Annotated in this window: 31 protein-coding genes; 11 read left to right on the forward strand and 20 right to left on the reverse strand. The window is 44.9% G+C overall.

What is annotated here, in order from left to right; genetic code table 11:
• Positions 1–75: 75 nt before the first annotated feature.
• Positions 76–1,503 carry an aspartate ammonia-lyase gene (gene aspA, locus NSQ83_RS11920; RefSeq protein WP_014477246.1) on the reverse strand — a complete coding sequence of 476 codons (1,428 nt, stop codon included), beginning with the start codon at positions 1,501–1,503 and terminating at the stop codon, positions 76–78.
• A 44-nt stretch (positions 1,504–1,547) separates the two neighbouring features.
• Positions 1,548–2,537 (reverse strand): asparaginase, encoded by a 990-nt coding sequence (gene ansA / locus NSQ83_RS11925; RefSeq protein ID WP_004399032.1) that lies wholly within the window; start codon positions 2,535–2,537, stop codon positions 1,548–1,550.
• Between the two features lie 181 nt (positions 2,538–2,718).
• Here ansA and ansR point away from each other — a divergent pair, with 181 nt between their 5' ends.
• On the forward strand, positions 2,719–3,069 hold the full coding sequence (ansR, locus tag NSQ83_RS11930; RefSeq protein WP_017695932.1) for an HTH-type transcriptional regulator AnsR: 351 nt from the start codon (positions 2,719–2,721) through the stop codon (positions 3,067–3,069).
• Between the two features lie 8 nt (positions 3,070–3,077).
• Here the strand turns inward: ansR and NSQ83_RS11935 are convergent, their stop codons facing one another.
• Together NSQ83_RS11935 and nudF are read right to left on the reverse strand one after the other, a co-directional pair.
• On the reverse strand, positions 3,078–4,241 hold the full coding sequence (locus NSQ83_RS11935; RefSeq protein ID WP_160221668.1) for a TIGR00375 family protein: 1,164 nt from the start codon (positions 4,239–4,241) through the stop codon (positions 3,078–3,080).
• Entirely contained in the window at positions 4,238–4,795 is a 558-nt protein-coding gene (gene nudF, locus NSQ83_RS11940) for an ADP-ribose pyrophosphatase (protein WP_024572751.1), read from the reverse strand. Before nudF ends, NSQ83_RS11935 begins: the two co-directional genes overlap by 4 nt.
• A 74-nt stretch (positions 4,796–4,869) precedes the next feature.
• On the opposite strand from nudF, the gene mciZ reads away from it, so the two are divergent.
• Positions 4,870–4,992: a Z-ring formation inhibitor MciZ gene (mciZ, locus tag NSQ83_RS11945; protein WP_003230420.1), complete on the forward strand. Its 123-nt coding sequence runs from the start codon at positions 4,870–4,872 to the stop codon at positions 4,990–4,992.
• Between the two features lie 62 nt (positions 4,993–5,054).
• Positions 5,055–5,975: an aldo/keto reductase gene (locus NSQ83_RS11950; protein WP_069703881.1), complete on the forward strand. Its 921-nt coding sequence runs from the start codon at positions 5,055–5,057 to the stop codon at positions 5,973–5,975.
• 31 nt (positions 5,976–6,006) lie between these two features.
• On the opposite strand, the gene NSQ83_RS11955 is transcribed toward NSQ83_RS11950, so the two are convergent.
• Positions 6,007–6,231: a YqkE family protein gene (locus NSQ83_RS11955; RefSeq protein WP_003230416.1), complete on the reverse strand. Its 225-nt coding sequence runs from the start codon at positions 6,229–6,231 to the stop codon at positions 6,007–6,009.
• Positions 6,232–6,392: 161 nt separating this feature from the next.
• On the opposite strand from NSQ83_RS11955, the gene NSQ83_RS11960 reads away from it, so the two are divergent.
• On the forward strand, positions 6,393–7,310 hold the full coding sequence (locus tag NSQ83_RS11960) for an alpha/beta hydrolase (protein WP_160221669.1): 918 nt from the start codon (positions 6,393–6,395) through the stop codon (positions 7,308–7,310).
• Between the two features lie 39 nt (positions 7,311–7,349).
• On the opposite strand, the gene NSQ83_RS11965 is transcribed toward NSQ83_RS11960, so the two are convergent.
• From NSQ83_RS11965 to NSQ83_RS11995, 7 genes are all read right to left on the reverse strand, one after another.
• Complete coding sequence (locus tag NSQ83_RS11965) at positions 7,350–7,589, reverse strand: YqkC family protein (protein ID WP_003230411.1); 240 nt, start codon at positions 7,587–7,589, stop codon at positions 7,350–7,352.
• Between the two features lie 12 nt (positions 7,590–7,601).
• Positions 7,602–7,925, reverse strand: a complete 324-nt coding sequence (locus NSQ83_RS11970) for an iron-sulfur cluster biosynthesis family protein (RefSeq protein ID WP_003226552.1) — start codon at positions 7,923–7,925, stop codon at positions 7,602–7,604.
• Entirely contained in the window at positions 7,922–8,953 is a 1,032-nt protein-coding gene (locus NSQ83_RS11975; protein WP_160221670.1) for a bifunctional GNAT family N-acetyltransferase/GrpB family protein, read from the reverse strand. Before NSQ83_RS11975 ends, NSQ83_RS11970 begins: the two co-directional genes overlap by 4 nt.
• The gene (locus NSQ83_RS11980; protein ID WP_041053294.1) at positions 8,946–9,290 is read right to left on the reverse strand and encodes an antibiotic biosynthesis monooxygenase; all 345 of its coding nucleotides are present in this window, start codon (positions 9,288–9,290) and stop codon (positions 8,946–8,948) included. The genes NSQ83_RS11975 and NSQ83_RS11980 overlap by 8 nt, the downstream gene beginning before the upstream one ends.
• 9 nt (positions 9,291–9,299) lie before the next feature.
• Entirely contained in the window at positions 9,300–9,770 is a 471-nt protein-coding gene (locus NSQ83_RS11985) for a GNAT family N-acetyltransferase (RefSeq protein WP_004398668.1), read from the reverse strand.
• Positions 9,771–9,953: 183 nt separating this feature from the next.
• The gene (locus NSQ83_RS11990) at positions 9,954–10,292 is read right to left on the reverse strand and encodes a YolD-like family protein (RefSeq protein WP_014477255.1); all 339 of its coding nucleotides are present in this window, start codon (positions 10,290–10,292) and stop codon (positions 9,954–9,956) included.
• Complete coding sequence (locus tag NSQ83_RS11995) at positions 10,289–11,527, reverse strand: DNA polymerase IV (RefSeq protein WP_128422303.1); 1,239 nt, start codon at positions 11,525–11,527, stop codon at positions 10,289–10,291. The genes NSQ83_RS11990 and NSQ83_RS11995 overlap by 4 nt, the downstream gene beginning before the upstream one ends.
• 164 nt (positions 11,528–11,691) lie before the next feature.
• On the opposite strand from NSQ83_RS11995, the gene NSQ83_RS12000 reads away from it, so the two are divergent.
• The 3 genes from NSQ83_RS12000 (at position 11,692) to NSQ83_RS12010 (ending at position 13,894) form a co-directional block, all read left to right on the forward strand.
• A complete protein-coding gene (locus NSQ83_RS12000; RefSeq protein ID WP_128422558.1) occupies positions 11,692–11,898 on the forward strand; it encodes a YqzH family protein in 207 nt (68 codons plus the stop codon).
• A 554-nt stretch (positions 11,899–12,452) separates the two neighbouring features.
• Complete coding sequence (locus NSQ83_RS12005) at positions 12,453–13,706, forward strand: MFS transporter (RefSeq protein WP_015714218.1); 1,254 nt, start codon at positions 12,453–12,455, stop codon at positions 13,704–13,706.
• A 29-nt stretch (positions 13,707–13,735) separates the two neighbouring features.
• Positions 13,736–13,894, forward strand: a complete 159-nt coding sequence (locus tag NSQ83_RS12010) for a hypothetical protein (RefSeq protein WP_004398585.1) — start codon at positions 13,736–13,738, stop codon at positions 13,892–13,894.
• On the opposite strand, the gene NSQ83_RS12015 is transcribed toward NSQ83_RS12010, so the two are convergent.
• The 5 genes from NSQ83_RS12015 to NSQ83_RS12035 all read right to left on the reverse strand — a co-directional run bounded on the left by NSQ83_RS12015 (position 13,891) and on the right by NSQ83_RS12035 (position 18,479).
• Positions 13,891–14,277, reverse strand: a complete 387-nt coding sequence (locus NSQ83_RS12015) for a VOC family protein (RefSeq protein WP_080477817.1) — start codon at positions 14,275–14,277, stop codon at positions 13,891–13,893. The two genes, NSQ83_RS12010 and NSQ83_RS12015, sit on opposite strands and share 4 nt — an antisense overlap.
• Before the next feature lie 4 nt (positions 14,278–14,281).
• Positions 14,282–15,241, reverse strand: coding sequence for a type I pantothenate kinase (gene coaA, locus NSQ83_RS12020; protein ID WP_003245966.1), 960 nt, complete (start codon positions 15,239–15,241; stop codon positions 14,282–14,284).
• Between the two features lie 71 nt (positions 15,242–15,312).
• Positions 15,313–16,659 (reverse strand): D-serine ammonia-lyase, encoded by a 1,347-nt coding sequence (dsdA, locus tag NSQ83_RS12025; protein WP_069703879.1) that lies wholly within the window; start codon positions 16,657–16,659, stop codon positions 15,313–15,315.
• A 75-nt stretch (positions 16,660–16,734) separates the two neighbouring features.
• Positions 16,735–17,514, reverse strand: coding sequence for an SDR family oxidoreductase (locus NSQ83_RS12030; RefSeq protein WP_032722073.1), 780 nt, complete (start codon positions 17,512–17,514; stop codon positions 16,735–16,737).
• Positions 17,515–17,519: 5 nt separating this feature from the next.
• The gene (locus NSQ83_RS12035) at positions 17,520–18,479 is read right to left on the reverse strand and encodes an MBL fold metallo-hydrolase (protein ID WP_069703878.1); all 960 of its coding nucleotides are present in this window, start codon (positions 18,477–18,479) and stop codon (positions 17,520–17,522) included.
• A 403-nt stretch (positions 18,480–18,882) separates the two neighbouring features.
• On the opposite strand from NSQ83_RS12035, the gene proC reads away from it, so the two are divergent.
• Entirely contained in the window at positions 18,883–19,719 is an 837-nt protein-coding gene (gene proC / locus NSQ83_RS12040; protein WP_033884672.1) for a pyrroline-5-carboxylate reductase, read from the forward strand.
• Between the two features lie 39 nt (positions 19,720–19,758).
• Here proC and NSQ83_RS12045 read toward each other — a convergent pair whose 3' ends face one another.
• A complete protein-coding gene (locus NSQ83_RS12045; RefSeq protein ID WP_339238441.1) occupies positions 19,759–21,417 on the reverse strand; it encodes a M20/M25/M40 family metallo-hydrolase in 1,659 nt (552 codons plus the stop codon).
• 171 nt (positions 21,418–21,588) lie between these two features.
• On the opposite strand from NSQ83_RS12045, the gene namA reads away from it, so the two are divergent.
• Both namA and NSQ83_RS12055 read left to right on the forward strand, forming a co-directional pair.
• A complete protein-coding gene (gene namA / locus NSQ83_RS12050) occupies positions 21,589–22,605 on the forward strand; it encodes an NADPH dehydrogenase NamA (RefSeq protein ID WP_003230377.1) in 1,017 nt (338 codons plus the stop codon).
• 109 nt (positions 22,606–22,714) lie between these two features.
• The gene (locus NSQ83_RS12055; protein WP_014480195.1) at positions 22,715–23,476 is read left to right on the forward strand and encodes an alpha/beta hydrolase; all 762 of its coding nucleotides are present in this window, start codon (positions 22,715–22,717) and stop codon (positions 23,474–23,476) included.
• Positions 23,477–23,519: 43 nt separating this feature from the next.
• Here NSQ83_RS12055 and rpmG read toward each other — a convergent pair whose 3' ends face one another.
• On the reverse strand, positions 23,520–23,669 hold the full coding sequence (gene rpmG / locus NSQ83_RS12060; protein ID WP_003226511.1) for a 50S ribosomal protein L33: 150 nt from the start codon (positions 23,667–23,669) through the stop codon (positions 23,520–23,522).
• A gap of 81 nt (positions 23,670–23,750) precedes the next feature.
• A complete protein-coding gene (gene rnz / locus NSQ83_RS12065; protein ID WP_198878650.1) occupies positions 23,751–24,674 on the reverse strand; it encodes a ribonuclease Z in 924 nt (307 codons plus the stop codon).
• 226 nt (positions 24,675–24,900) lie between these two features.
• On the opposite strand from rnz, the gene zwf reads away from it, so the two are divergent.
• Complete coding sequence (gene zwf, locus NSQ83_RS12070) at positions 24,901–26,370, forward strand: glucose-6-phosphate dehydrogenase (RefSeq protein WP_014114310.1); 1,470 nt, start codon at positions 24,901–24,903, stop codon at positions 26,368–26,370.
• Positions 26,371–26,435: the final 65 nt, after the last annotated feature.

Below are 26,435 nucleotides of genomic sequence, written 5' to 3' on the forward strand. Positions count from 1 at the left end.
TTCCTCATCCCTATGTTGTAAACAGCTTATTCATCCGACTATTCGGAGATGAATAAGCTGCATTTTGTTCAAATTTTATTTTTCTAAGAGTTCTTTTCCTGCAATCCCTGGTTTTGTCATTTCATATGGATTTAAAATAATATCCAATTCTTCTTCTGTCAGCACATCATGCTGCAGGCAAAGGTCACGGACAGATTGCCCTGTCATAATCGCTTCCCTGGCAATTCTGGCAGCCGCTTCATATCCAAGATGCGGATTGACAGCTGTGATCACGCCTGCGCTTTTTTCTACGTATTGCTTCAACCGCTTTTCGTTGGCTTCAATGCCTTTTAAGCAGTTGTCAGTGAACGAACGGAAGCCGTTGTTCATGATGCTGATGGATTGAAGCAAATTAAAGACAAGCACGGGCTCCATGACGTTCAACTCAAGCTGGCCGGCTTCTGAAGCAAGGCAGATTGTATTGTCGTTTCCGATAACCTGGAACGCAATTTGGTTGATCAGCTCCGCCATAACTGGATTGACTTTCCCCGGCATAATAGATGAACCCGGCTGACGTGCAGGCAGAGAAATTTCCGCAAGTCCGGCGCGCGGTCCCGACGCCATTAAGCGCAGGTCGTTTGCGATCTTCGACATGTTCATCATGCAGACTTTTAATGAAGCTGATACCTCTGTATAGGCATCTGTATTTTGTGTCGCATCAACAAGATGGTCAGCGCCGACAAGAGGAAGCCCACTAATATCAGCAAGGTGCTTTACTACCTGTTTGATATATTCAGGATCAGCGTTCAGCCCTGTACCAACAGCAGTTGCGCCCATGTTGACTTCATACAGGTGCTGGCGCGATTGCTTGATTCGTTTGATATCACGCTCGAGAACACGGCTGTAAGCTTCGAATTCCTGGCCAAGACGGATCGGAACCGCATCTTGAAGGTGTGTCCGGCCCATTTTAATAACAGAGTCAAACTCCTGTGCTTTTTGCTTAAACACACTATGCATATCTTCCATTGTTTTCAGCAGTTTTTCCAAGAGCTTCAATGTGGAAATATGAATAGCAGTCGGGAACACATCGTTCGTAGACTGTGACATGTTCACATGTGTGTTTGGACTTAAATGGATATAATCTCCCTTTTTATGGCCCATGATTTCAAGCGCCCGGTTTCCGATAACCTCATTCGCGTTCATGTTCATAGAAGTTCCGGCACCGCCCTGAATCGGATCGACGATAAACTGATCGTGCCACTTGCCTTCCAGAATCTCGTCAGCGGCTTGTACGATAGCTTGGCCAATTCCTTCATACAGCCGTTTCACGTCCATGTTGGCAAGAGCCGCAGCTTTTTTCACAATCGCCAGTGCGTTAATCATTTCCTCATGGATTTTGTATCCTGTGATCGGAAAATTTTCAGAAGCACGGAGCGTCTGAATTCCGTAATAAACATCTGCTTCAATTTGTTTTTCCCCAAGGAAGTCTTTTTCCACGCGATATTCTTTTTGGCCGTTTAACATAATCTTTAACCTTCTTTCTCTTTGCTGGTTATCGTTTTTACATTTTACAGGACAACGTCATCAGCTATCGGCGTTTCCATAATTCTCTTGACGACAGGAAGATCCGAAGACTGACCTAGTGCCCACATCAACTTTGGCACAATTGCTTCTGTGTTCATATTTCTTGATCGGATAATTAAGTCTTGGTTGACTCTGCGGCCAACCTCGTAAATGCTCATGTCTTCGCCTTCTTCAAGACATTGAGTCGTAATGACGACGACAATGCCGCTTTCGATCAGTTCATTCACTTTTGACAAAATGTCTCTGCCTTCAAACGGCACCCCTCCGCTGCCATAACTCTCAATGACAATTCCTTTGTACATGCTTTTCAGGGCATCAAACATTTCGGGCTTTAAGCCTGGATGCAGCTTCAGCAGACATACATCTGTGCATAGTGAAGTGTCAACTGTGAAGGTGTCGTTCTCAGGTTCCGTTACTTGTTTGTTGTATTCGATCCCGTCTTCATTGATAAAAGCGATATATGGGTAATTGATGCTTTCAAATGCGTCGTAGCTTTTCGTTCTTAATTTGATCGCACGTGTTCCCTGAATGACTCTGCCGTCAAACACAACATAAACGCCGCCCACGCCTTCACAGGCAAATCGAATGGCATCTGTAATATTTTTTTTGGCATCGGTTTTTTGGAACGTGATCGGAATCTGCGAGCCGGTGATGACAATCGGCTTTTTGGCATGCTGCAGCATATACGATAGTGCGGCAGATGTATAGGCCATTGTATCTGTACCGTGAGTAATAACAAACCCGTCATAGGCATCATAATTTTCCTTAACGGCTTCTGCTATTTCCACCCAGTATTCAGGCTGCATATTGGTGCTGTCTATATTCATAAGCGACTGAGTTTCCATTGTGTAATCGTTATCAAGTTTTGATACGTAACTTAATAATTCATCAGCCTTGACTCCGGGAGCCAGCCCATTTTCCCCTTCAACTGAAGCAATCGTTCCCCCAGTTGTCAACATCAATAATTTTTTCATACCATGCACCTCTTCACTGTATCTAAAGATGGGTTGCGAGAAGGTATTCGCTTTTCGCATACTTTTAATGCAATTATAGACACGGAAAATAAAATACGCAAGACATTATTATTCAATTCGCGTACACTTCCTAATACCTATATGATATAATCAGCTCAAGGTGAAAAAGGAGCGGAAGTTCATGAATCTAGATCGTTTAACTGAATTGAGAAAAAAGAAAAATTGGTCGCTTCAATATACAGCTGACCTTCTCGGTATCGCAAAAAGCACATATGCCGGCTACGAGTCAGGCTACCGACGGCCTTCACTTGAAGCGCTTGCCATGCTGGCTGACCTCTTTGACACAACCTGCGATGAACTTTTAGGCCGCGAGAAACAAAAGCAGACTGCTCCTCAGGCCATAGAATTGGCCACGTGGAGCAGCCTTGACTTTACCATTTCTGTTGATGGCAAGCCGCTGAGTGAAGATGAAATCATCCAGCTGATTACCTTTATACGCACAAAAAGAAAAGTACAGGAGGAACTGAGTTAATCTTTAGCTCACGGTTTAATTTTACCGTAGGTTCCTCCTCCTCCGGCTTTCAATTCCAATTTTCCGGATCTCGCTTTTACGATAAGCGCCGCGGTTTTCGGCGGGACAACGCGAGCCAAATCTTCTTCTGCAGCCTCATGAAGAACAGCCATTTCTGTTCCGAAGGCTTTTTTTAGTTTGTCCAGCGTTTTCGGGCCTACACCCGGAACAAATTGCAGCGGGATCTGATGTACATATCGCGGACGCGGGACGCGATCTTCAAGCTGATCACTCAATTCACGCAATCTTTCGCTGACTCCTTTGGTAAATCTGGCATTTCCGCAATTCGCGCACGCTGTTTCCCCGCTTACAGCAGGCTCTCCGCACGCTTCGCAAGCCGTCTGATAATATTTCCCCAATAACGGGTCCAAGCCATAATTTGCGATAATTTTCCTGTCATCTTGTCCCTTTAATGCAAGAGCAAATTCAGTAAAATCAGCTGACTGCACATATAATTCATTATATTCTCTGCCGATTTTCCCCAACGAATGCGCATCAGAATTTGTTAAAAAAGGATACGGATTCAATTGCGATACGTGTGATGCCATGTCTGTATCACAGCTTAATCCAAGCTCCACCGCGTCTATCATAGATGGATCAAAAACCTCAGTTAAGCTTGATTTAACCCCTTTTCCATATAAGCTTTTATGCGGCGTAAAGATATGGGCGGGGATAAACAGGCCGCCCATATCCTGCACTTTTTTTTGCAGGTTTAAGCCCGTTTCATAAATCCGCTGCGAGCTCAAATGAATATTTTTCAGCCGGGCTGACAGCCAGTTTGAAAACTGTTTCATATCAGCCAGCGTCGGCATAAATACGAGCACATGGATCGGTCCGCTGCAGGCTTCATCATAAATCTCCAGCTCGCTCCCCAATAAAAGAGTCGTGCTGCGATAACGGATTCCTCCCCCGTCAAGCTCGCGATATTTTCCAGATGAAATGCCTTCCTCAAGCTCTAGAATGACTTCCGGAGAATGACAGTCGATAATGCCGAGGAGTTCAATTCCTTTATGTTCACTGGCTTCAACCAAAATTCTGTCCAGCGTTAATGTTTTGGCGCCTGTTATTTTGACAGCCCTTCCTGTAAAGGTTCGGCCGATATGAATGTGCAAATCCGCGTAAATCTTTTTCATTTTTGTGCTTGGAGCGCTTCTTTCAGTTGAAGATACTGAATCGCGTAGGCTGTTTTAGCATCATATACTTCACGCAATTCAACCAGCTTTAGCGCATCTTCAAGCGTCACCTCCATCACTTCAACAAACTCGTCCTCATCAAGCTCCCGTTTTTCTTCAAGCACAGAAAGCTCCTCAGCAAGAAAAACGTGAACGATTTCATCTGCAAATCCGGGTGATGTATAAAACGCAGTTATTTTTGTCAGTTTTTTTGCTGTATAACCGGTCTCCTCTTCAAGTTCCCGAAGTGCCGTATACTCCGGCTCCTCACCTTTTTCAAGCTTACCGGCCGGAATTTCAACGATCGTCCGCTCAAGCGGCTTACGGAATTGTTTGACCATGATGATTTTCCCTTCATCTGTGACGGCTAGTACCGCTACAGCTCCAGGGTGTTTCACAATTTCACGTTTACTGGCTTTGCCGTTTGGCAGCTCTACATCCTCGACATAAAGATCAATGACTTTACCCGAAAAGATCTGTTCTTTGGCAATTGTTTTTTCTTCTAATGATTTCATTTCTTCATCTCCCGTTCTGTCTCTATATGATGCCCCATACATTTTATCATACTAGAGCAAAAGGGGGCTTCTTCGTGAAAGTGCACCGCATGCCAAAAGGTGTTGTCTTAGTCGGAAAAGCTTGGGAAATTCGGGCGAAGTTAAAAGAGTATGGACGCACATTTCAATATGTGAAAGATTGGATCTCAAAGCCATAAAAGTTGAAACTTTAGCTCCTTTATATTACGGTCAATACAAAGCCTAAAAAAGGAGTGTGCACATGAGAAAGCGCAAATTGGGTACATCTGATTTAGACATTAGTGAAGTCGGACTCGGCTGTATGTCTCTTGGAACTGAAAAAAACAAAGCATTGTCCATTTTGGATGAAGCGATCGAGCTTGGCATCAACTATTTGGACACAGCGGATTTGTATGACCGGGGACGCAACGAAGAAATTGTCGGTGATGCGATCCAAAACAGACGCCAGGATATTATACTGGCAACAAAAGCGGGAAACCGTTGGGATGACGGAAGCGAGGGCTGGTATTGGGACCCTTCAAAAGCTTACATAAAAGAGGCTGTAAAAAAGAGCCTTACACGGCTGAAAACAGATTATATCGACCTTTATCAGCTTCACGGCGGCACGATAGAGGACAACATTGATGAAACGATTGAAGCGTTTGAGGAATTAAAACAAGAAGGTGTCGTCCGCTACTACGGCATTTCTTCCATCCGCCCGAATGTGATTAAAGAATATGTAAAAAAATCAAACATCGTCAGCATTATGATGCAATTCAGCCTGTTTGACAGACGCCCTGAGGAATGGCTCCCGCTTTTAGAGGAACATCAAATCAGCGTAGTCGCCAGAGGTCCTGTTGCCAAAGGGCTCTTAACTGAAAAACCGCTTGATCAAGCTTCAGACAGTATGAAACAAAACGGGTACTTGTCCTATTCATTCGAGGAACTGACAAATGCACGCAAGGCAATGGAGGAAGTGGCTCCCGATCTTTCCATGACAGAAAAGTCGCTGCAGTATCTGCTAGCACAGCCGGCTGTCGCTTCAGTGATTACAGGCGCCAGTAAGATTGAGCAGTTACGGGAAAATATTCAGGCAGCAAATGCACGGCGTTTAACCGAGGAGGAAATCAAAGCGCTCCAATCTCATACGAAACAAGACATTTACAAAGCTCATCGCTCATAGCAGAAAAACCAGCACCCGTACAGGTGCTGGTTTATTTATATTGATGCCAATCCATTTGGCTTTCATTTAGGAGTTCTTCAAAGCTCTTATTTTTTTCGATCTCTTTTTTCTTTCTGATCTGTTCTGCTTTTTCTCTTTCCTGCCTCTTTTCATCCTCTTCCTTCAATTGGCTCTTCATCTCCATAAGCTTTGCTTTGATATCGGATTGAAGGCCGTCTTTTAGCTGGTGTTTGTCAGCGGATTTTTGTTTTTTCATTCAGACTTCCCCCATGTTTTGTTTTGAAGCCAGTTTATCACGGAGCATATAAACTGAACAAGCAGACTCTCTTCTGATCACTTTCTCAGCGTAGCAGTGTTTAGGTATAATGATCTTAAACACGAATTGCCTATATATTTCGTTGAAAGGTGCTGTGACTTTTGAAGAAAATCCTTTTGGCCATTGGCGCGCTCGTAACAGCTGTCATCGCAATCGGAATTGTTTTTTCGAATATGATTCTATTCATCAAGAGAAAAACGGATGAAGACATTATCAAAAGAGAGACAGACAACGGACATGATGTGTTTGAATCATTTGAGCAAATGGAGAAAACCGCTTTTGTGATACCCTCCGCTTACGGGTACGACATAAAAGGATACCATGTCGCACCGCATGACACACCAAATACCATCATCATCTGCCACGGGGTAACCATGAATGTGCTGAATTCTCTTAAGTATATGCATTTATTTCTTGATCTCGGCTGGAATGTGCTCATTTATGACCACCGCCGGCATGGCCAAAGCGGCGGAAAGACGACCAGCTACGGGTTTTACGAAAAGGATGATCTCAATAAGGTTGTCAGCTGGCTCAAAAACAAAACAAATCATCGCGGATTGATCGGAATTCATGGTGAGTCGATGGGGGCTGTGACCGCCCTGCTTTATGCTGGTGCACACTGCAGCGATGGCGCTGATTTTTATATTGCCGATTGTCCGTTCGCTTGTTTTGATGAACAGCTTGCCTACCGGCTGAGAGCGGAATACAGGCTCCCGTCTTGGCCCCTGCTCCCTATCGCCGACTTCTTTTTGAAGCTGAGGGGCGGCTATCGCGCACGCGAAGTATCTCCGCTTGCTGTCATTGATAAAATTGAAAAGCCGGTCCTCTTTATTCACAGTAAGGATGATGACTACATTCCTGTTTCTTCAACCGAGCGGCTTTATGAAAAGAAACGCGGTCCAAAAGCGCTGTACATTGCCGAGAACGGTGAACACGCCATGTCATATACCAAAAATCGGGATACGTACCGAAAAACAGTGCAGGAGTTTTTAGACAACATGAATGATTCAACAGAATAAAAAAGCGAAAGGCCTCTTCGGCTCTTTCGCTTTTTTATGTTACAGAACGTCGGTAATGCCATCCATATTTTCTCTGATCCATTCAATCGCAAGATCTATCGTTGTAAACTCCTGCGTCTCGAAGGTCATTTCATCCTGCAATAGCCAGACATCTTTCTTGATGGACTCTGCTCCTCCGATTGACCAGTGAAGCAAGGTATAGGGATGGTTTTGATTCAGGAAGGATACCCACGTTTTATTTTGTGCTGTGTTCTTCATTGCCTTCAGCTTTTGTTCCACGTTTCGCGTCTCCTACTTTACTAATATGCTCATTCTGGGGCTGAGCATTTCAGCCGGGCTTTTCAGCGCCAATGTTTTGGCTTTTTCATTGTAATCGATCGTCATTTGATCGTCAAAAAACACTTTTTGCGACGATTGGATATACAGCGGAATGCCGTTCGTTTCCAGCTGCTCGCACTGTCCCGTTAATTCTTCTGCCAGCCAGATTGTCGGGACACCGCTTACAGCGCAGCCGCATCCTTCTGCATCGTAACGAAGCTGGGCTTTTTTTCCCGGGTTGGCGTCAAACGCCTGCTGCAGTGCCTGTTTTGCTGCATCTGTCACATGTATGTTCATAAGGTGAAACCCCCGTTTTCATCATTTTCGCTATTGTAGCATACAACACTGCCATTCGCATTGTTTCTGCCTTTTTTCCACCGCTTCGCATTTTCTTCTGCAGTCTTGATCCACTCATCTTTCCCTTGTATGTACTGATTGATGCTGTCAGGATGCTGGGCCGCCAGCCGTTTTTTGAGAACGGCGTATTCTTTCGCTATGTTTGGATGAGCTCTGAGATAATCTCTGAATAACAGATGCCTTTCAATAGCAGGGTTTCCCTGTTCGTACATATGGACATGATGAGTGCGTTTATTTCCGCCCTTTTGGAAATAACGCCTGCCCGCTATGCCGTTCTCACCTTTTGGTGTATAGCCGTTAGCCTTCATTTGTTCATCAAATTGGCTCACGGCTTCAATGCTTCTGACTTCAATTAACATATCAATGATTGGCTTCGCTGCCATGTTCGGTATCGATGTGCTTCCGATGTGATGAACAGCGATAATCTCCGGCCCGAACACAAGTTTCAGCCGTTCTTTTTCTTCATCGAAACATTCTGCCCATTTTTCGTTGTAGAGAATGACCTCAACTTTTCTTTTCGGATACAAATGAAAGACCGACAGCAATAGACCCTGCGCTGCTTTGACGGTTTCTGCCTTTTGGAATCCAGCCTGTGTATAGAGTGACACGGCCGGGGTATTGTTCTCGGCTGTGACTACTTCGATTTTCTCAGCGTCTTTATTATGATCAATGACAAATTGCAGAAGTGCTCGTCCAATTCCTTTTCTGAAACCGTCAGGATGCACAACAAGCCTGCAAATGGTGAGATGATGCATGTTTTTCTCATATGAAATGACACCGATCAGCTTGCCGTTTTTCCGATATCCCGCAAACCGTTCATGGGATGCTTGAATATCCTTCACCTTCTCTTGTAAAGCGGGAATACCGTCAAAACCGATAATCTCTGTTTCCTTTATGTAGGCGGGGATCTGTACGGCTAAAATCTCACGCGCTATAGTGGCTTCCTTATGCTGGAGAAATTCAATCATTCGTGTTCTCCTGAAACAGCCGCTGTCTGTCGACTTTTGCGACGCGGACTGCATACGACTCGTACCAAACGCTTTTTCCTTTTTCTTTTGCCGCTTGATGTTCAGTGTGATGCCTCCAATGGTTAATTGCGTCCATACTGTCCCAATAGGAAACTGTGATGCCCCTTCCATCCGCTTCACGTACGCTTTCCACGCCTAAAAATCCAGGTTGATCCGCCGCAAGTGATACCATCCGCTCCGCTGTTTCTCCATATCCTGTGTCATTTTCGCTTTTGACAGAAGAAAAAATGACTGCATAGTAAGGAGGCTCAGGTGTTTTTGATAAAAAATCCATCATATTTCCCCCTCATATGTTTTTGACAAACAGTACCCTGTCTTGGCCCGGTCCATCATAGTTTGCAAACACTGAGATGCCATTTACCGTCTTGGTGCCCTTTTCAATATCAAACCCCAATTTTGTGTGATATGCGATTGATACCTTATTCACAGGTGAAGTGACGCACTTTACCCGGGTGCAGCCTCTTTGTTTTACTGTTTCGATAAATACATCATACAATTGTTTACCTATTTGCATTTTTCTGAAATCTGGATGCACACCGGAAAAATGAATGTACGCCGTTTCAGGATCCGATTGCGATTGAAATCCGATTAAAAATCCCGTCATGCTGTTATGTTCGGATGTAATAAAGCTTGTGTCCTGAAAATGCTCAAAAAATAGTCTCGGCAATTTTTCTTTCAGCTGTCTGCCGCCCCACCATTCATTCAGTACAGACGTTACCATTTCATAATCTGAAGACGTGATTGTTCGAATATCCATTACGATTTGATCTCCCTCCGTCTGGCAAAACGAATGTCAGCTCTTTTTCTCACAATATAAAAATTATATTTTGCCTGGCTGGAATTGTAAATGCCTTCTTTCCTTTATCATACGTTTCCAGACTGCCGAGGGAACAATGTTTGATCATTTTACGCCTATCTCCCCCAAGCAGGAGGAGAGACTTTACAGCACAATATCAAGCACTTGATCAAGTTTCAGCTTATAAAGCTGATCCTCGTCTCCTTTTATCCATACTGCTTTTTCAAACTCTTCATACCGGCAGATCTTCCCGGTGCAGCGGACAATCTCACCGTCCTGAAAGCAGCTGACAGTGATATCCTGAGCGAACTCCATCGCGGCGCAAAGCGTTTGATTCATCTCTTCCAGCTTATCGGGGTCAAGGATCGGCTTTTGCAGCTTCTGTTTAAGCCGCTTTCTCTCCAGCAGGCTTTGCTTATGTTCCGGCAGAAACATCCTGCTCCCTTCCCACAGCAGGTTGCCCCTTTTTAAATGGTCGTTCATTTATAATGCCCCCCTATTTTAGCCGCACGTTCAAATGCCTGGCCTGCCGCTGTCAGTGACGCCGCCCTGATGATTGCTGTATCGCCGAATCGATTTTTAATGCCATCCATCACATAGCCTAGGCTCATTTTCTTTGCATAATCCTGAAATAAATTGAGCTGCCATATGTCATCAGATGAGAGCTGAGACAGATTGACACCGAGACGGCGGACAGGTTTCCCGTCCCAAAATGTAAGAAACAGCCGGCGTACAGCCTCATATACATCCTGCGTAGAATTAGTCGGCTCTGCCAGCTTCACTTGCCGGTTGAAGCCCGTCGGCCAATCAAAATCAGCACCCCGGCAGCTCACTGACACCGTCTGCCCCATGACCCCGGCGTTTCGGCTTCGCCTGCACACCTCTTCACTCAGCTCAAGCAATACGACCTTGATTTCTTTGTCAAAGTGTTCGTAGTCTCTCGGGAGAGTCATTCCATGGCCTATCGCCTTTTGCCCGTCCAGAGACGAAGTTGACACAGGGGAATAGTCGATTCCGTTTGCCGTCATCCACAGCACGTGGCCGTTAATGCCCCATTTCTTTTTTAAAAGATCGAGCGGAAAAGCCGCGAGCCCGCCGATCGTGCTGATGCCCATTCGATTTAAATGATGCTTCATGCGGCTCCCGACGCCAAACATGCTGCCCACCGGGAGCGGCCACATTTCGGTTTTCATATTTTCTTTCGTTAAGGTAAAAATACCGTTCTTATTCTTTTTGGCAAAATTGTCACACGCAATTTTGGCCAGCGCTTTGTTAGGGCCGATTCCGACCCGTGCATAAACGCCGATCTCCCGCATGATTCTGCTCTGAATGCTTTTCGCGATCTCCATCGGCGTCCCAAACAGCTTCTGGCTGCCTGTAATGTCCATGAACTGTTCATCGATAGAATAAGGCTCCACAAGGTCTGTATACTCCTCGAGAATGGCCGTAATTTGCAGTGATACATCAATATACCGTTGCATACGCGGCCGGAGCACAACAGCCTCAGGACACTTTTCCTGCGCCTCCCACAGCCGTGAAGCATTCACCACACCTTTTTGTTTCGCCAGCGGGCAGGCAGCCAATACGACTCCGCCCCTTTTTTCAGGGTCACCCGAAACAATGACGGGCTTATTTTTCAAATATGGATTTTCCGCTTTCTCTACAGATGCATAAAACGATTGCATGTCAACGAGAAAAATCACTTTTTCTTTCATCATACACACCTCTAAAAAGAACTTATGTTCGTTTTTCATTATATGCGAAAGTATGTTCGTTTTATACTGGTAAATGATTCTTGTCTGACAGAAAATATGATCCAAGGGTTTGAGAGAAGAAAAACATTTAGTAGAATAAAAGCGAACATAAGGATAGGAGAGTCATGATGGAGAAATTTGTCGAAAAAATGATGGAACAGGCATTGCGTCAATACGGCAGAAACGTTGCTATAGATCCGTTAAGCCCGTATGAAAAACAAAGCCTGAAAGCGGCTCTACAAGAGAGACGGAATGAAGAACCGGATGAGAATTTGCATGCGCATATAGAAGATATCATTTATGACTATGTCACAAACCAAGGCCTGTTCTCTTAAACGCATGACTGTCAGTTCTTTCAGCCGCTGATGCGGCTTCCCTTTGAAAACACCGCCTGAAACAAATAAACAGTCTCAGGCTTACAGAAAAAAGCAGGATTTTCTCACGCTCCATAGATTCATATGGCCTGGCGTAAAATTCCCCCTCAGAACTCGCGCAAAACGGAATAAGCTGTCCATGATCACGCGTATACACTTTTTCGAAGAGATGTGCTCTCTTGTTCTGTCATGCGGTCCATCGGTTTTCAGCTTACATCTTGATCTCATATCCAGTTTCACTGCCGATATGATCTACGTCCTGGCGGCTTAAACTCTTTTAATGTTTCAAACACACCCTCACTGAATTCGGACATACCGTCATTTTCCTTCTGTCATCACCTTCAATTTCAAGATGTAACCCCCGCCACACGCATCCTCAACGCATAGTATATTGCCATCCATACAATCAGGCATACTACATGTCAATAACGAAATATTTTGAACGATCTATTGGAGAAGGAAATTTTTTCATATATGATAGAGAAAGATCATACATACAGGAGAGAATATAATTCATGAAGAAATGGAAAGATATCCACCCGATCAGCTGGACAATTATAATCGGAACCATTTTCGGCAGAATGGCAACATCGATGAGCATTCCTTTTTTAGCGATTTATTTGACAGCCGTCCAAGGCGCATCAGCTTCCTATGCAGGGCTGGTCATCGCCGCGAGCTCATCAGTCGGCATCCTCGCAAGCTTTTACGGCGGATATATCTCAGATAAATTCGGCAGAAAAAACATGATGCTTGTATCGATTTTCGGATGGATGCTGGTATTTGCAGGCTTTGCGGCAGCATCTAATCTCTGGGTGTTTTTTGTAGTAAACGCATTAAACGGTCTTTGCAAATCACTGTTTGAGCCCGCTTCAAAGGCCTTGCTGTCTGATATGACAGAAGAAAAAACGAGACTGCTAGTTTTTAATTTACGCTATGCGGCTATTAATATCGGCGTTGTCTTCGGACCTGTGCTTGGCCTATATTTCGGCTCATCGCAATCGACTACGCCCTTTTTGGTGCCTGCAGTCATTTACGGACTATACGGAATTGTGCTTGCCCTCCAATTTAAAAAACATCCATCCTTATCAGCACCAGCCCAGTCCCGAAATATGAGCGTGCGGGAAGCGTTTATGGTCACGCAAAAGGATTATCTTTTTACCATTGCTTTGGTCGGCATTACGCTATGCACCTTCGGCTACTCACAATTCAGTTCCACATTCCCTCAGTATATGGCGCAGAACCCCTTGATCGGCAATGGAACGAAGCTGTATGGGCTGATGCTGACATTAAACGCAATCGTTGTGTTGGCGACGCAATTTCCCATTGTCCATTTTGCAAAACGGTTTTCGCCGCTTTGTTCTCTGATGCTCGGTAATGTGATGGTTAGCATCAGCATGGCCATTTTCACCGTATCACACGGTGTTCCATCAATTGTGATGATTGTCATCACATTTACAATCGGCGAAGTGCTTTTATTCTCTATGATGGATTTGTATGTAGACCAGATTGCAAAACCAGGATTAAAAGGCACTTATTTCGGGGCAATCGGTTTTTCACAGCTCGGAAACGTCATCGGCCCTTGGGTCGGGGGGATATGTATAGACCTGTTTGGCGCTGGCCGGCCGATTTATATTTTTTCTGTCCTGAGCGGCATTACCCTGCTCGGCCTGCCATTTTTAGCGTTCGCCTATCGGCAAATGAAAATGGAGACCACAAAACACCGTTCCCGTCTGGAAAAGCCGCTTTACATAAAAAACGGAAGAGAATGAATCTCTCCCGCAAACATGAGGTGAAGAACATGAATATAGGTGATGTGATGTTTCAGCTGTTTGTATTTATTATATTTGCCGCTGTCGTCTTTGCGGCTGTTACAGGCTTCAAGTATGCGAAAAACCGAAAAGCGCAGCTGGATCGCATTGAGAAAAAGCTGAACAGCCTGTCCGAAGATCACGATTAACAGCTTAGGGCAACGAGCTCTACCTTAATCCGGTCTGGATCCTCACAAAAGACTGCATAATGCCCGTCTCCTCCGGCAAAAGGATGCCTGTCTCGGTACAACACACGATAACCTTTTGCCGTCAATTTTTCAGTCATCTGATCGACTTGAAGCTTGGATTCAGCATGAAATGCGAGATGGTTCAGACCGACTCGGCATCTATGGTATTTCGGCTCTAGAAATGACTCTTTCGCCTGCACAATCACTAGGTAAAAACGATCTTTCTTCCAGCTGATGCCTGAGCTCCATTTTTGATACTCTTTATAACCAAGTTCTTTTAAGAACCAGCCCCAAAACCGCCTAGACGCCTCCAAATCAGAGACATACAGTTCAATATGATGCACAATTTCATACCCTCCTTACCAGCACTTCCTCGACCTTATGCCCGTCTCCCTTGCGCAAAATGAGATCTGACCTGAATTTAGTCGGCAGGATATTTTCATATAAATTTGGCCGGTTGACACTCTCCCAAATCGAGGCTGCCATCTCGTCAGCCTCCTGATCGGACAAGTCTTTGAATTTATGAAAATATGAATCAGGATTTTGAAAAGCTGTTTCCCGAAGCAGGCGAAAACGCTCTAAATACCAAGTGAAAATCCGGCTTTCCTCCGCATCCACATAAATCGAAAAATCAAAGAAATCGGAAACAAAAATACGCGGGTTTTCCCGGTCATCCTCCAAGGTGGGCGACTGAAGAACATTAATGCCTTCAATAATCACAATATCCGCCTGTTCTACAACCTCGAACACACCTTCCTCGCGGTCATAGGTTAGATGGGAATACACCGGGGCCTTTACGCTGTCCTTTCCTGATTTTAAGTCATTCAAAAATTCGAGCAGCGCCTTTACATCATAGCTTTCAGGAAACCCTTTTCTAGACATCATATTTTTCTTTTTCAGCTCGGCAGTAGGAAATAAAAAACCATCTGTCGTGATAAGGCTCACTTTTGGACGGTCAGGCAAACGCGAAAGCAGCTTCTGCAAGATCCGCGCCGTCGTGCTTTTTCCGACTGCGACACTGCCGGCAATGCCGATAATAAACGGAATTTTGGCTGAATGTGGGTGCTTCAAAAAAACATTGACATGCTTATTGCGTTCAGCCGCAGACTTGACATGTAAATGAAGCAAGCGAACAAGCGGAATATAGATCGTCTCCACTTCTTCAACAGATAGATAATCATTCAATCCTTCCACAGCTTTTGCCTCTTCTTCAGATACAGCAATCGACAAATGCCCCCCAAAACCAGACCAAGACTCCCGATTGTGCTGTGTATATAAAGTATGTAGGTTAAGTTCTTTATTTTTCACTGTTTACACCTGACTCTCTGTAGGTTAAAACCCTTACAAAGATTGTAACGGAAAACCTTTTCACTGTCTGCTTATTTTTCATTTCGTTTTTTTAGCAAATCAGCACCGATTCGGTTATACGCAGCCATTTCATCTTTTGGAACCATGCTTCCTCCCGTTCCCCAGACGACATGTACGGCATGTTCCATCTTATATTTCTGAGCATAGTGCCTTCCCTCTTCTGTCGTAAGAAGCTGAACCGGCCCGAACATGCCGGCAAGAGCAGAGGGCTCTAAATATTTATCTTCAGATACAGCCAACATATGAAGCAAAGTATAAAGCGTATTGTCCTCTACCGTATAACAGCCGCTCAGAAGCGGTTCAATCAGCTTGCCGACAAATCCTGACGGTCTCCCTACGGCAAGTCCGTCAGCAGCAGTCTGATTATCCAGGCCGATATCCTGGACGGAGATCTTTTCGTGAAGTCCTGAATAAAGCCCTAACAGCATACAAGGTGAATGAGTTGGTTCTGCGAAAAACACATGAACATGATCTCCGTATAAAAGCTTCAGCCCAAATGCTACACCGCTCGGTCCTCCGCCGACTCCGCACGGCAGATACACAAACAAGGGCGTCTCAAGACTTGGCTTTATATTCATACAGTCAAGCTGTGTTTTTAATCGGCTTGCAGCAACAGCATATCCTAAGAACAGCTGACGAGAATGTTCATCATCAATAAAATAACAGAATGGATCTTGTTCCGCCTGCTGTCTCCCTTCGTTCACCGCTTCGCTGTAATCTGTTTCGTACTCCATAACAGTGACTCCCTTTTGGCGGAGGAGATCCTTTTTCCACTGCTTAGCATCGGCGGACATATGCACTGTCACGCGAAACCCGAGTGCCGCGCCGATGATGCCGATGCTTAAACCCAGATTTCCTGTCGAACCGACAGCAATCGAATAGCGGGAGAAAAACCCGGCAAACCGCTCTTCCTGTAAGATGCGGTAATCATCGGTTTCCCGAAGCATTCCTTCTTGAAGCGCGAGATTTTCAGCATGCTTTAACACTTCATAAATCCCGCCCCTCGCTTTAATCGATCCTGAAATCGGAAGCTCATGGTCGCACTTTAAAAGCCATCTTCCGGGAAATGGCTGCTGATATGCCGCTTCCAGCTTTCCCTTCATATGCTGCACCTCAAAAAGCGGAGACTCGATGATTCCTTTAGCGCCTTTCGTCTCAGGAAACACCTCGGCAATGTAAGGTGCAAACCGCCGCATTCTTTTTTCCGCTTCCGCTATCTCGGTTGCCCACTCATCTGCACGGGGTATTGGCCCCTCTTTCTTGCCTGAATTTGCCCAGAATACAGGCTCTGCATCAATCAGTTTCTGAATAAACGGATCTTTAAGCAGAGCATGAAGGACTTCTGAATGAACTGACATTCAACAATCTCTCCCTTCCACTATCAAAAACTGCCCCGTGAGAAACAAGCCACTCCACTACAGGCAGTTCCATCATTATTTTTTCATGAGCGCGCGTCCTGCCAGCTTTTCTACAAGAGCTGGAAACAGCTGATACAGCTTAGTGCCGGCATTCATTAAACGCGGAAGATTGATCTCCCGCTTGTTCGTAAAAATTGCAGCTGTAATTTGAGCTGCTACGTCATCAGGATCAAGCATCCAGCGGCCGACATTTTTGGCGTAGTCCCCGCCTTTATCAGCAATGGAAAAAAAGTCCGTCTGAATCGGTCCCGGGTTGACTGTTGTCACATAAATGCCGGTTCCCGAAAGCTCCATCCGCAAAGCGTTTGAGTAACCTAACACGGCATGCTTGGTCGCGGAATACAGGCTCGACTTCGGTGTTGCGATTTTCCCCGCTTGAGAGGCGATATTGATGATATGGCCCTTTTTTTGCTCAAGCATTTGCGGAAGCACCGCTTTTGTACAGGCGATCAGGCCGAAGACATTCACATCAAACATCGCTTTCATGTCATCCAATGTAGAGTCTAAAACCGTTTCAAATATACCGAAGCCTGCATTGTTAATCAGTACATCAATCGAGCCGATCTGATCGCGGACCCGGGCGATATCCTCTAGGCGGCCGACATCCAGAGGAAAAATCTCACACTGTCCGCTCCATTCCTCGGTTATTTTCCTTTTGATTTCTATCAAACGATCCTCGCGTCTAGCAGACAGCAGGACATGGGCTCCCTCAGCCGCGCATAAGTATGCGATTCTTTCTCCAAGCCCTCCTGAAGCGCCGGTTATCCAAATCCTTTTTCCCGCTATATGTTTCACCCATTTCACCTCTTCATTGTTTTAAAGTATGCGGTATTTCCTTCCCAATATGACGTGATGGCTTCTTCAGCCTCCAACACATCAAGGTGACCTGCCGTTTCTGACATCGTTAAAAACAATTCCTTTTCATATACAGCAGGAAAAAGCTGCTGACAGACCTGAAAAGCGGTCATCGGCTTTTCATCCAGCATGCGACGCACATCCTCCGTCCTGTTCCTCTGCTTGTCAAAACGCTTCTCAATCAGCGCTTGTACACTGGTGATAGGCTCGCCGTGACCAGGAAATACGATTGTTGGATCAAGTTGAGACAGCCTTCGCAATGACCGCTGATAATCCACTAAAGGCTTTGACCTAACGTCTCCCGCTTTCGGCGCTTCCAAAATCGGATTAGACGAGCTGTTTGCCAGCAGTAGATCGCCGCCAAGCATCCTTCCGCTTTTTTCATGGAACAGAACGATATGCGATTCAGCATGTCCAGGCATCTCCAACACAGACCAGCCCTCAAGCCCATCTATGCCCATACCTTCTCTGATTGATTTTGTCAGAGATCTCGTACAGGAAAATGCGTACGCTGATCGAATCAGCTTTTCCGCCTTCCCCGTATCAAATGGAACGCCTAATTCAGGCAGCAGCTTTTGAAAAAAACGTTTTTGCCAATCCATAAAGGCTTGATTTCGGCTGATATAAGGTTCGTTGAACGCATGCCCAATCACTTCGATTTCATCTGAAAAGACATCAAGCAAGCCTGCATGGTCAGCATGATGGTGAGTCAGGACAACCTGCTCGATATCTGACAATTTCACATTTACAGCGGCAAGCTGCTCTTGTAAGGCTCTGGCAGCCTCTTTTGTATTCGGCCCTGCATCAATAAGTGTCAGTGCATCACCTTTTACGAGGTAAACGATAACATCGCCGACAGCAAACGGCGTCGGGACGCGGATCGTAATTACATCTTCAGTTGTCATCCTTTCGCTCCTTGTCTTCATTCATTATTCATATTTTAGCTTTTTCTCGGTCTTGTGTCATTATTGCTGAATGAGAACAAACCTTTTTGAAAAAGCTATTGACATTAGCTTATCCGCCATTGCATAATGAACAACAAACTAAAACGAGAACCATTGGAACGCTATGACGAGGAATAGTATACAAGGCAATGGCCTAAGAGAGCGATACCCCCGGCTGAAAGGTGTTGCGGCCCGCTTGTTTGTAGAACCTGCCCTCAAGTCGCGGTTAGGAAAACCTAAACGTTTCCCGCGTTACGGGATTTGAGCTGAGCACAATTTGTGCTAATGAGGGTGGTACCGCGAACCTTTTCGTCCTTTACGTGATGAAAAGGTTTTTTGTTGTTCTGATAGAAGGAGGATATCAATGAAAAAGATAGGATTTGTCGGCGCCGGGTCAATGGCAGAAGCAATGATCAACGGCATTTTGCAAAGCGGCATCACAAAACCAGAACATATCTATATTACAAATCGCTCAAATGACGAGCGTCTGATTGAATTAAAGGAAACGTACGGCGTGCGTCCATGCAGAGATAAAAATGAGTTTTTCACTCACACCGATATCATTATCCTCGCTTTCAAACCGAAAGACGCGGCGGAAAGCATCGACAGCATACGACCGTATATCAAGGACCAGCTTGTCATTTCAGTACTTGCAGGCCTTACCATCGAAACCATTCAGCATTATTTTGGCAGAAAGCTCCCGGTCATTCGCGTCATGCCGAATACATCAGCGGCAATCAGAAAATCAGCAACCGGATTTTCCGTAAGCGCTGAAGCAAGCCAGAATGATATTAGTGCCGCAAAAGCTCTATTGAAAACAATCGGTGATGCAACACTGGTTGAGGAGCGAGATCTTGACGCTGTCACTGCAATCGCAGGCAGCGGCCCGGCCTATGTGTATCGTTATATTGAGGCGATGGAAAAAGCGGCACAAAAAGTAGGATTAGATAAAGAAACGGCAAAAGCACTCATTTTGCAGACAATGGCAGGGGCAACAGATATGCTCCTTCAAAGCGGCAAACAGCCGGAAAAGCTGCGTAAAGAAATCACCAGTCCTGGGGGCACTACAGAGGCAGGTCTTCGCGCTTTACAGGACTCCCGCTTTGAAGAAGCAATTATTCACTGTATTGAAGAAACAGCTAAACGGAGCGCAGAAATCAAAGAACAGTTTGCCGTTGCCGCCTTAGAGAGACATTCTTAGATGTAAGACAAAAACAGAAGGCACTGTGCCTTCTGTTTTTTATTTTTCCCGCAGCAGCTGGCCGGCAGATTCTGATTGCTTTAATAGCGCGGAGATCGTAAATGAAAGCAAATCGGGAAGCACTTCAAAGGAATAAGGCATATACAATCTTTCCGTCCATTTATGCGGGTCTTTACCAGCCGGACCGACATTTAAAACCGGAACATATAAAGCCTGATTTTTACCGCTTGGCAATGAATATCCTCTGTTAAAGAGCGGCATATTGCTTGTGTATGCATCAACCTCCTGTTTTTCCAGCTGAAGATAACTCAAGTCCGAAAGTCCGGGGAAGTACTGAACCTCCCGTAATGCAATGCCGTATCGCTCAGCCGCATAATGCTTTATCTGATCTGCTGTATTTCTGATCAATTGATCATCCTTTGAAGAAACAGCTGGATAAAGCGGCGGACTATAAAACAGAACGATGAGCGGCGCATCCTCCTTACAAAGCGAAGCAAGCTCAGAAACAATTTTCGTCGAAAAATCCCTGTCTCCAAGCTCCCCCCTGTTAGCAAAGGCATAATTTAGAGCCCGCTCTGTTTCCGAGATCCCCGCACGCTTTTTTGCACGCGAGACCAGCTCATCAAATGTCAAAACAGTGACGTCCCGCTCAATCGGCTGAAATGGCTCAAATTGTTGAAAATCCTGTGTTTTCTTCCGAACGTTCGACATGATTTCCTCCGCCGCCTGTTCTGCTGTTTTAAGCAGCATCTGATGCAGCTCACTAGCTGAGCGTTTCATTGACAGCACATTAAATAATGTGACGGCTGTATGCGGTGTCTGGACTGAATATGCCTCTTTCAAGTCCTTTTGCATTAAGTTTACCGGCGGCGGAGTGACCTCGCCATCAACCTTTTCGCAATAATCAGCATTCAGTTCAAGCAAACGGTTAATCTCAGATACCATTAAATTTGCGTTTAGACCTGAAAACGGCTCTCCAACATGTGTCTCAATCCCCTTGCAGAAAAAACCCGCAAGCACCTTGCCAATGCTTCCTGTATAAAAATATTGCTGCTGATCGCCGGGAAATTTTTCAAACATCGGTTCGGCATTCAGGCAAGCGGTTAATGTGATATCATGCTTTTTCTCCATCTCCTTCAATGCAGGAACCGCTTCAATCATGCCTCTTGAATTCACTTCCTCGTCCGGAACCGTTATCAACAGCAGATTGCCCTCAAAATGTCCGTTCATTGCCCTCTCCAGCATCGACAGTTGAACACAAAGCCCCGCTTTCATATCCATCGTCCCTCTTCCGAACAGCCAGTCTCCGCTTTCGGCATCTCTTCTCACCCGTTCCGGGAGCAGCTCTTTTTTCTCTAAAAAGGAGCTCAAAAGCTCAGCAGGCTTGCAAGCCATATGTTTAAATTCGCCGTAATCTTCTATGTCAACGACATCAAAATGACTCAGCAGAAGCACTGTCTTTTTGACATTCTTCTTTTTGACATTCTTCTTTTTGACTAGAGCCGTAAGAAAAGATCTGCCATCGTCCATCGGATGAAGTGTTACATCATCAGGGTGCTTTTGAAAATAGGGCTTGTCCTTCAAAATAAAATAAAGATACTCTGCAAGCGCTGCCTCGCCCTTTGAACCGGTGATGCTTTCGTATTGCACAAGAGAAGTTAAAAGTGCCAGCAATTCGTCCTTCGTCTGCCAATTCATTGATTCCGCCCCTCCTATGAATAAAAATGCTTCTATACTGAAAAATAAACTGATTTCTCGTCTATTATACAGAAATGTTTGACAAAAGCGGTTCATTTGAGCAGTTTATATGACGGGAAAGAAATGACTTGATATAATCAATCTCTAAAAACCTTACGGGAGGCGAAAGAAATGGCCAGAAAATTATTTACACCTATTACAATTAAAGATATGACGTTAAAAAACCGCATTGTCATGTCGCCAATGTGCATGTATTCTTCTCATGAAAAGGACGGAAAATTAACACCGTTCCACATGGCACATTACATATCGCGCGCAATCGGCCAGGTCGGACTGATTATTGTAGAGGCGTCAGCGGTTAACCCTCAAGGACGAATCACTGACCAAGACTTAGGCATTTGGAGCGACGAGCATATTGAAGGCTTTGCCAAACTGACTGAGCAGGTCAAAGAACAAGGCTCAAAAATCGGCATTCAGCTTGCCCATGCTGGACGTAAAGCAGAGCTTGAAGGAGATATCTTCGCTCCATCGGCGATTGCGTTTGACGAACAATCAGCAACACCTGTAGAAATGTCAGCAGAAAAAGTAAAAGAAACGGTCCAGGAGTTCAAGCAAGCGGCTGCCCGCGCAAAAGAAGCCGGCTTTGATGTGATTGAAATTCATGCGGCGCACGGATATTTAATTCATGAATTTTTGTCTCCGCTTTCCAACCATCGCACAGATGAATATGGCGGCTCACCTGAAAACCGCTATCGTTTCTTGAGAGAGATCATTGATGAAGTCAAACAAGTATGGGACGGTCCTTTATTTGTCCGTGTATCTGCTTCTGACTACACTGATAAAGGCTTAGACATTGCCGATCACATCGGTTTTGCAAAATGGATGAAGGAGCAGGGTGTTGACTTAATTGACTGCAGCTCAGGCGCCCTTGTTCACGCAGACATTAACGTATTCCCTGGCTATCAGGTCAGCTTCGCTGAGAAAATCCGTGAACAGGCGGACATGGCTACTGGTGCCGTCGGCATGATTACAGACGGTTCAATGGCTGAAGAAATTCTGCAAAACGGACGTGCCGACCTCATCTTTATCGGCAGAGAGCTTTTGCGGGATCCATTCTTTGCAAGAACTGCTGCGAAACAGCTCAATACAGAGATTCCGGCCCCTGTTCAATACGAAAGAGGCTGGTAATGCCCATAAGAGATATCCTGTAGAGGATATCTCTTTTTTTATTTTTAGAGAAACGATCGGCTAAGGTTCTCCGTCTCCCTAGTAGAACCAATTAGAGGAGATGACTCCAATGAAATCAGCTTGGATGGAAAAGACATATACAATTGACGGATGTGCGTTTCATACACAGCACCGGAAAGGATCAAGCGGTGTAACGATTGTCTTTGAGGCCGGCTATGGTACTTCTTCTGAGACGTGGAAACCATTAATGGCGGACATTGATGATGAATTTGGCATTTTCACATATGATCGGGCAGGCATAGGAAAAAGCGGGCAAAGCAGAGCTAAACGAACAGCTGATCAACAAGTGAAAGAATTGGAGAGTTTGCTTAAAGCAGCTGATGTAAAACCTCCTTATTTGGCTGTTTCACACTCATACGGAGCTGTCATCACCGGTTTATGGGCCTGCAAAAACAAGTATGATATTATCGGCATGGTCCTTCTTGACCCAGCTTTAGGCGATTGCGCCAGCTTTACCTTTATACCCGAAGAAATGCACAGATCACATACGAGAAAGATGATGCTTGAGGGCACACATGCAGAGTTTTCAAAAAGTCTGCAGGAGCTCAAAAAGCGGCAAGTCCACTTAGGAAACATGCCTCTTCTTGTGTTGTCATCAGGAGAACGGACTGAGAAATTCGCTGCTGAACAGGAGTGGCAAAACTTGCACAGCAGCATATTGTCTCTATCTAACCAAAGCGGCTGGATTCAAGCTAAAAACAGCTCCCACAACATCCATCATGATGAACCTCATATCGTTCACTTGGCTATTTATGACGTATGGTGCGCAGCGTGCCAGCAGGCCGCTCCTCTTTACCAGGCAGTCAATTAACGTAAAAAAAGACCGGGCCGTAAGGGATTCCCGGTCTTTTATATTATTTTGTTTCACGGTGAAGGGTATATTTCTTTAAACGCGGTGAATATTTTTTCAGCTCCAAACGGTCTGGATTGGTGCGTTTATTTTTTGTTGTGATGTAATTTCGGTCTCCCGTTTCAGTGCAGGCTAAAGTAACATTTACTCTCATAATTAACATCTCCTTATAAAGCGTAATGATTACGTTTTATTATACAACGTCATCACAAATTGTCAAATAAGAGCTCCGCCTTCAGCCTCGCGGGACGTTTACCTCTAAGAAATCATATGCCGCCACGCTATTGGGGAAAACGTCAACCGCTTCTTTTTGAAGCTCCAAAGAAGCATCTCCCTGATATCTTGCGCTGATATGGGTTAAAATGAGCTGCTTCGCTCTTGCTTCTTTCGCTGTTACAGCCGCTTGTTCCGTTGTACTGTGATAATAATCATAAGCAAGTTTACGGTCTTCCTTAGCAAAGGTTGCTTCATGAACAAGCACATCACAATCCCTCGCAAGCTCTTTTAGTTTGTCACTTACTCTCGTATCACCGGAGAACACAACAGATCTTCCCTTTTTAGGAGGCTCCAGAAAATCATTCCCATTGATGATTCGTCTGTCTTCAAGCGTTACCGTTTCGCCTTTTTTGATTTTCTGATATACAGGTCCGGGCGGGATGTTCATTTCTTTTAATACATCAGCCTTCAAGGAACCCGGTACGTCTTTTTCCTGCACACGGTACCCGAAGGCTTCCACTCCATGAATAACAGATACCGCTGTGACAATAAACTGATCGTCCTCAAACACGATTCCTTCTTCAATTTCCTGGATCGCAAGCGGATATGTCAAATGGGTCTTCGTGACGGCAAGGCTTGTTTCAATAAACGCCTTGATCCCTTTAGGTCCGTACACTGTCAGCTCGTCCTCTCCGCCTTGAAAGGAACGGCTCCCCAGAAGCCCCGGAAGTCCGTATACATGATCGCCGTGCATGTGTGTAATAAAGATTTTCTCTATTTTACGAGGTTTAATCGTTGTATGTAAAATTTGATGCTGTGTGGCTTCCCCGCAGTCAAAAAGCCATACCGAACGCCTTTCTTCAAGCAATTTCAATGCTACAGAGGTGACGTTTCTCGCCTTGGCGGGAATGCCGGCTCCCGTCCCTAAAAAAAGTAATTCCACGTTTCCTTCCTCCTACTAGAACCAGATACCTACAAGAATACAGGATCAAGCGGAAAATGTGAATCTTGCCTCTGAAAAGAACAATCCTTTCGTGCTAAAAACATTTTTTCAGCATTCTGCTTAAAAAAGGGCTTAAATGTTTGCTTTCGTTGAATTTTAGATTTAAAATGAAGGAAATATACGGGGTGTACTAAAATAAAGCTTCGAATAAAGTGAGGTACTTTTAGTGAAAACAAACCAACAACCAAAAGCAGTAATTGTCATATTCGGTGCAACTGGAGATTTAGCAAAACGAAAATTGTATCCGTCTATTCACCGTTTATATCAAAACGGACAAATCGGAGAAGAGTTTGCAGTAGTAGGAGTTGGAAGAAGACCTTGGTCTAATGAGGATCTTCGCCAAACTGTTAAAACATCCATTTCCTCATCTGCAGATAAGCATATAGATGATTTCACGTCTCATTTTTACTATCACCCGTTTGACGTGACAAACCCTGGTTCTTATCAAGAGCTTAACGTATTGCTTAACCAGCTGGAAGATACATATCAAATTCCTAACAACAGAATGTTCTACTTGGCAATGGCTCCTGAATTCTTCGGAACGATTGCAAAAACATTAAAATCAGAGGGTGTAACAGCTACAACCGGCTGGTCCCGCCTTGTCATCGAAAAACCGTTCGGCCATGATCTGCCAAGCGCACAGGCATTGAATAAAGAAATCCGCGAAGCATTTACGGAAGATCAAATTTACAGAATCGACCATTATCTAGGCAAACAAATGGTTCAGAACATTGAAGTGATTCGATTTGCCAATGCGATTTTCGAACCGCTTTGGACAAACCGCTACATTTCAAACATTCAAATCACATCTAGCGAATCACTAGGCGTTGAAGACCGCGCAAGATATTACGAAAAATCAGGCGCCCTTCGCGACATGGTGCAAAACCATATTATGCAGATGGTTGCCCTTCTTGCAATGGAGCCGCCTATCAAATTGAACACAGAAGAAATCCGCAGCGAAAAAGTGAAGGTTCTGAGAGCACTGCGTCCTATTGCAAAAGACGAAGTGGATGAATACTTTGTGCGCGGACAATATCAAGCTGGTGAAATTGACGGTGTACCGGTTCCTGCTTATACAGATGAAGATAATGTCGCTCCTGACTCCAATACAGAAACCTTTGTTGCCGGCAAGCTCTTGATCGACAACTTCAGATGGGCTGGTGTTCCATTCTACATCAGAACCGGAAAACGAATGAAAGAAAAGTCCACAAAAATTGTCGTTCAATTTAAGGACATTCCGATGAACCTGTACTACGGTAATGAAAACAACATGAATCCGAACTTGCTTGTCATTCATATTCAGCCTGACGAAGGCATTACGCTTTACTTAAATGCTAAAAAGCTTGGCGGAGCAGCACACGCACAGCCAATCAAACTCGATTATTGCAGCAATTGCAATGACGAGTTGAACACCCCTGAAGCATATGAAAAACTCATTCACGACTGTCTTCTTGGCGATGCAACAAACTTTGCACACTGGGATGAAGTTGCCCTTTCTTGGAGCTTTGTCGACTCTATTTCTGAAACATGGGCAGCAAACAAAACCTTATCTCCTAACTACGAATCAGGCTCAATGGGACCGAAAGAATCTGATGATCTTTTGGCGAAAGACGGCTTACACTGGTGGAATATATAATAAGAAGAAAAAAGCCGAAAATGTTTACAAGCATTTTCGGCTTTTTTACGCTGAACAAAGGTATA

The sequence above is a fragment of the Bacillus sp. PS217 genome (genome assembly GCF_037963535.1).
Taxonomy (GTDB): domain Bacteria; phylum Bacillota; class Bacilli; order Bacillales; family Bacillaceae; genus Bacillus; species Bacillus subtilis.

Coding starts and splice junctions, on each gene's coding strand:
- namA (WP_003230377.1), top strand. CDS start 21,589: ATGGCCAGAAAATTATTTACACCTATTACAATTAAAGATATGACGTTA.
- rpmG (WP_003226511.1), bottom strand. CDS start 23,669: ATGAGAGTAAATGTTACTTTAGCCTGCACTGAAACGGGAGACCGAAAT.
- NSQ83_RS11985 (WP_004398668.1), bottom strand. CDS start 9,770: ATGGATATTCGAACAATCACGTCTTCAGATTATGAAATGGTAACGTCT.
- aspA (WP_014477246.1), bottom strand. CDS start 1,503: ATGTTAAACGGCCAAAAAGAATATCGCGTGGAAAAAGACTTCCTTGGG.
- NSQ83_RS12055 (WP_014480195.1), top strand. CDS start 22,715: ATGAAATCAGCTTGGATGGAAAAGACATATACAATTGACGGATGTGCG.
- NSQ83_RS11980 (WP_041053294.1), bottom strand. CDS start 9,290: ATGATGGATTTTTTATCAAAAACACCTGAGCCTCCTTACTATGCAGTC.
- NSQ83_RS11975 (WP_160221670.1), bottom strand. CDS start 8,953: ATGATTGAATTTCTCCAGCATAAGGAAGCCACTATAGCGCGTGAGATT.
- NSQ83_RS11970 (WP_003226552.1), bottom strand. CDS start 7,925: ATGAACATACATGTGACAGATGCAGCAAAACAGGCACTGCAGCAGGCG.
- NSQ83_RS12035 (WP_069703878.1), bottom strand. CDS start 18,479: ATGACAACTGAAGATGTAATTACGATCCGCGTCCCGACGCCGTTTGCT.
- NSQ83_RS12000 (WP_128422558.1), top strand. CDS start 11,692: ATGGAGAAATTTGTCGAAAAAATGATGGAACAGGCATTGCGTCAATAC.
- NSQ83_RS12005 (WP_015714218.1), top strand. CDS start 12,453: ATGAAGAAATGGAAAGATATCCACCCGATCAGCTGGACAATTATAATC.
- NSQ83_RS11935 (WP_160221668.1), bottom strand. CDS start 4,241: ATGAAAAAGATTTACGCGGATTTGCACATTCATATCGGCCGAACCTTT.
- NSQ83_RS12045 (WP_339238441.1), bottom strand. CDS start 21,417: ATGAATTGGCAGACGAAGGACGAATTGCTGGCACTTTTAACTTCTCTT.
- ansR (WP_017695932.1), top strand. CDS start 2,719: ATGAATCTAGATCGTTTAACTGAATTGAGAAAAAAGAAAAATTGGTCG.
- NSQ83_RS11950 (WP_069703881.1), top strand. CDS start 5,055: ATGAGAAAGCGCAAATTGGGTACATCTGATTTAGACATTAGTGAAGTC.
- NSQ83_RS12010 (WP_004398585.1), top strand. CDS start 13,736: ATGAATATAGGTGATGTGATGTTTCAGCTGTTTGTATTTATTATATTT.
- ansA (WP_004399032.1), bottom strand. CDS start 2,537: ATGAAAAAATTATTGATGTTGACAACTGGGGGAACGATTGCTTCAGTT.
- proC (WP_033884672.1), top strand. CDS start 18,883: ATGAAAAAGATAGGATTTGTCGGCGCCGGGTCAATGGCAGAAGCAATG.
- NSQ83_RS11990 (WP_014477255.1), bottom strand. CDS start 10,292: ATGAACGACCATTTAAAAAGGGGCAACCTGCTGTGGGAAGGGAGCAGG.
- nudF (WP_024572751.1), bottom strand. CDS start 4,795: ATGAAATCATTAGAAGAAAAAACAATTGCCAAAGAACAGATCTTTTCG.
- NSQ83_RS11955 (WP_003230416.1), bottom strand. CDS start 6,231: ATGAAAAAACAAAAATCCGCTGACAAACACCAGCTAAAAGACGGCCTT.
- NSQ83_RS11995 (WP_128422303.1), bottom strand. CDS start 11,527: ATGATGAAAGAAAAAGTGATTTTTCTCGTTGACATGCAATCGTTTTAT.
- dsdA (WP_069703879.1), bottom strand. CDS start 16,659: ATGTCAGTTCATTCAGAAGTCCTTCATGCTCTGCTTAAAGATCCGTTT.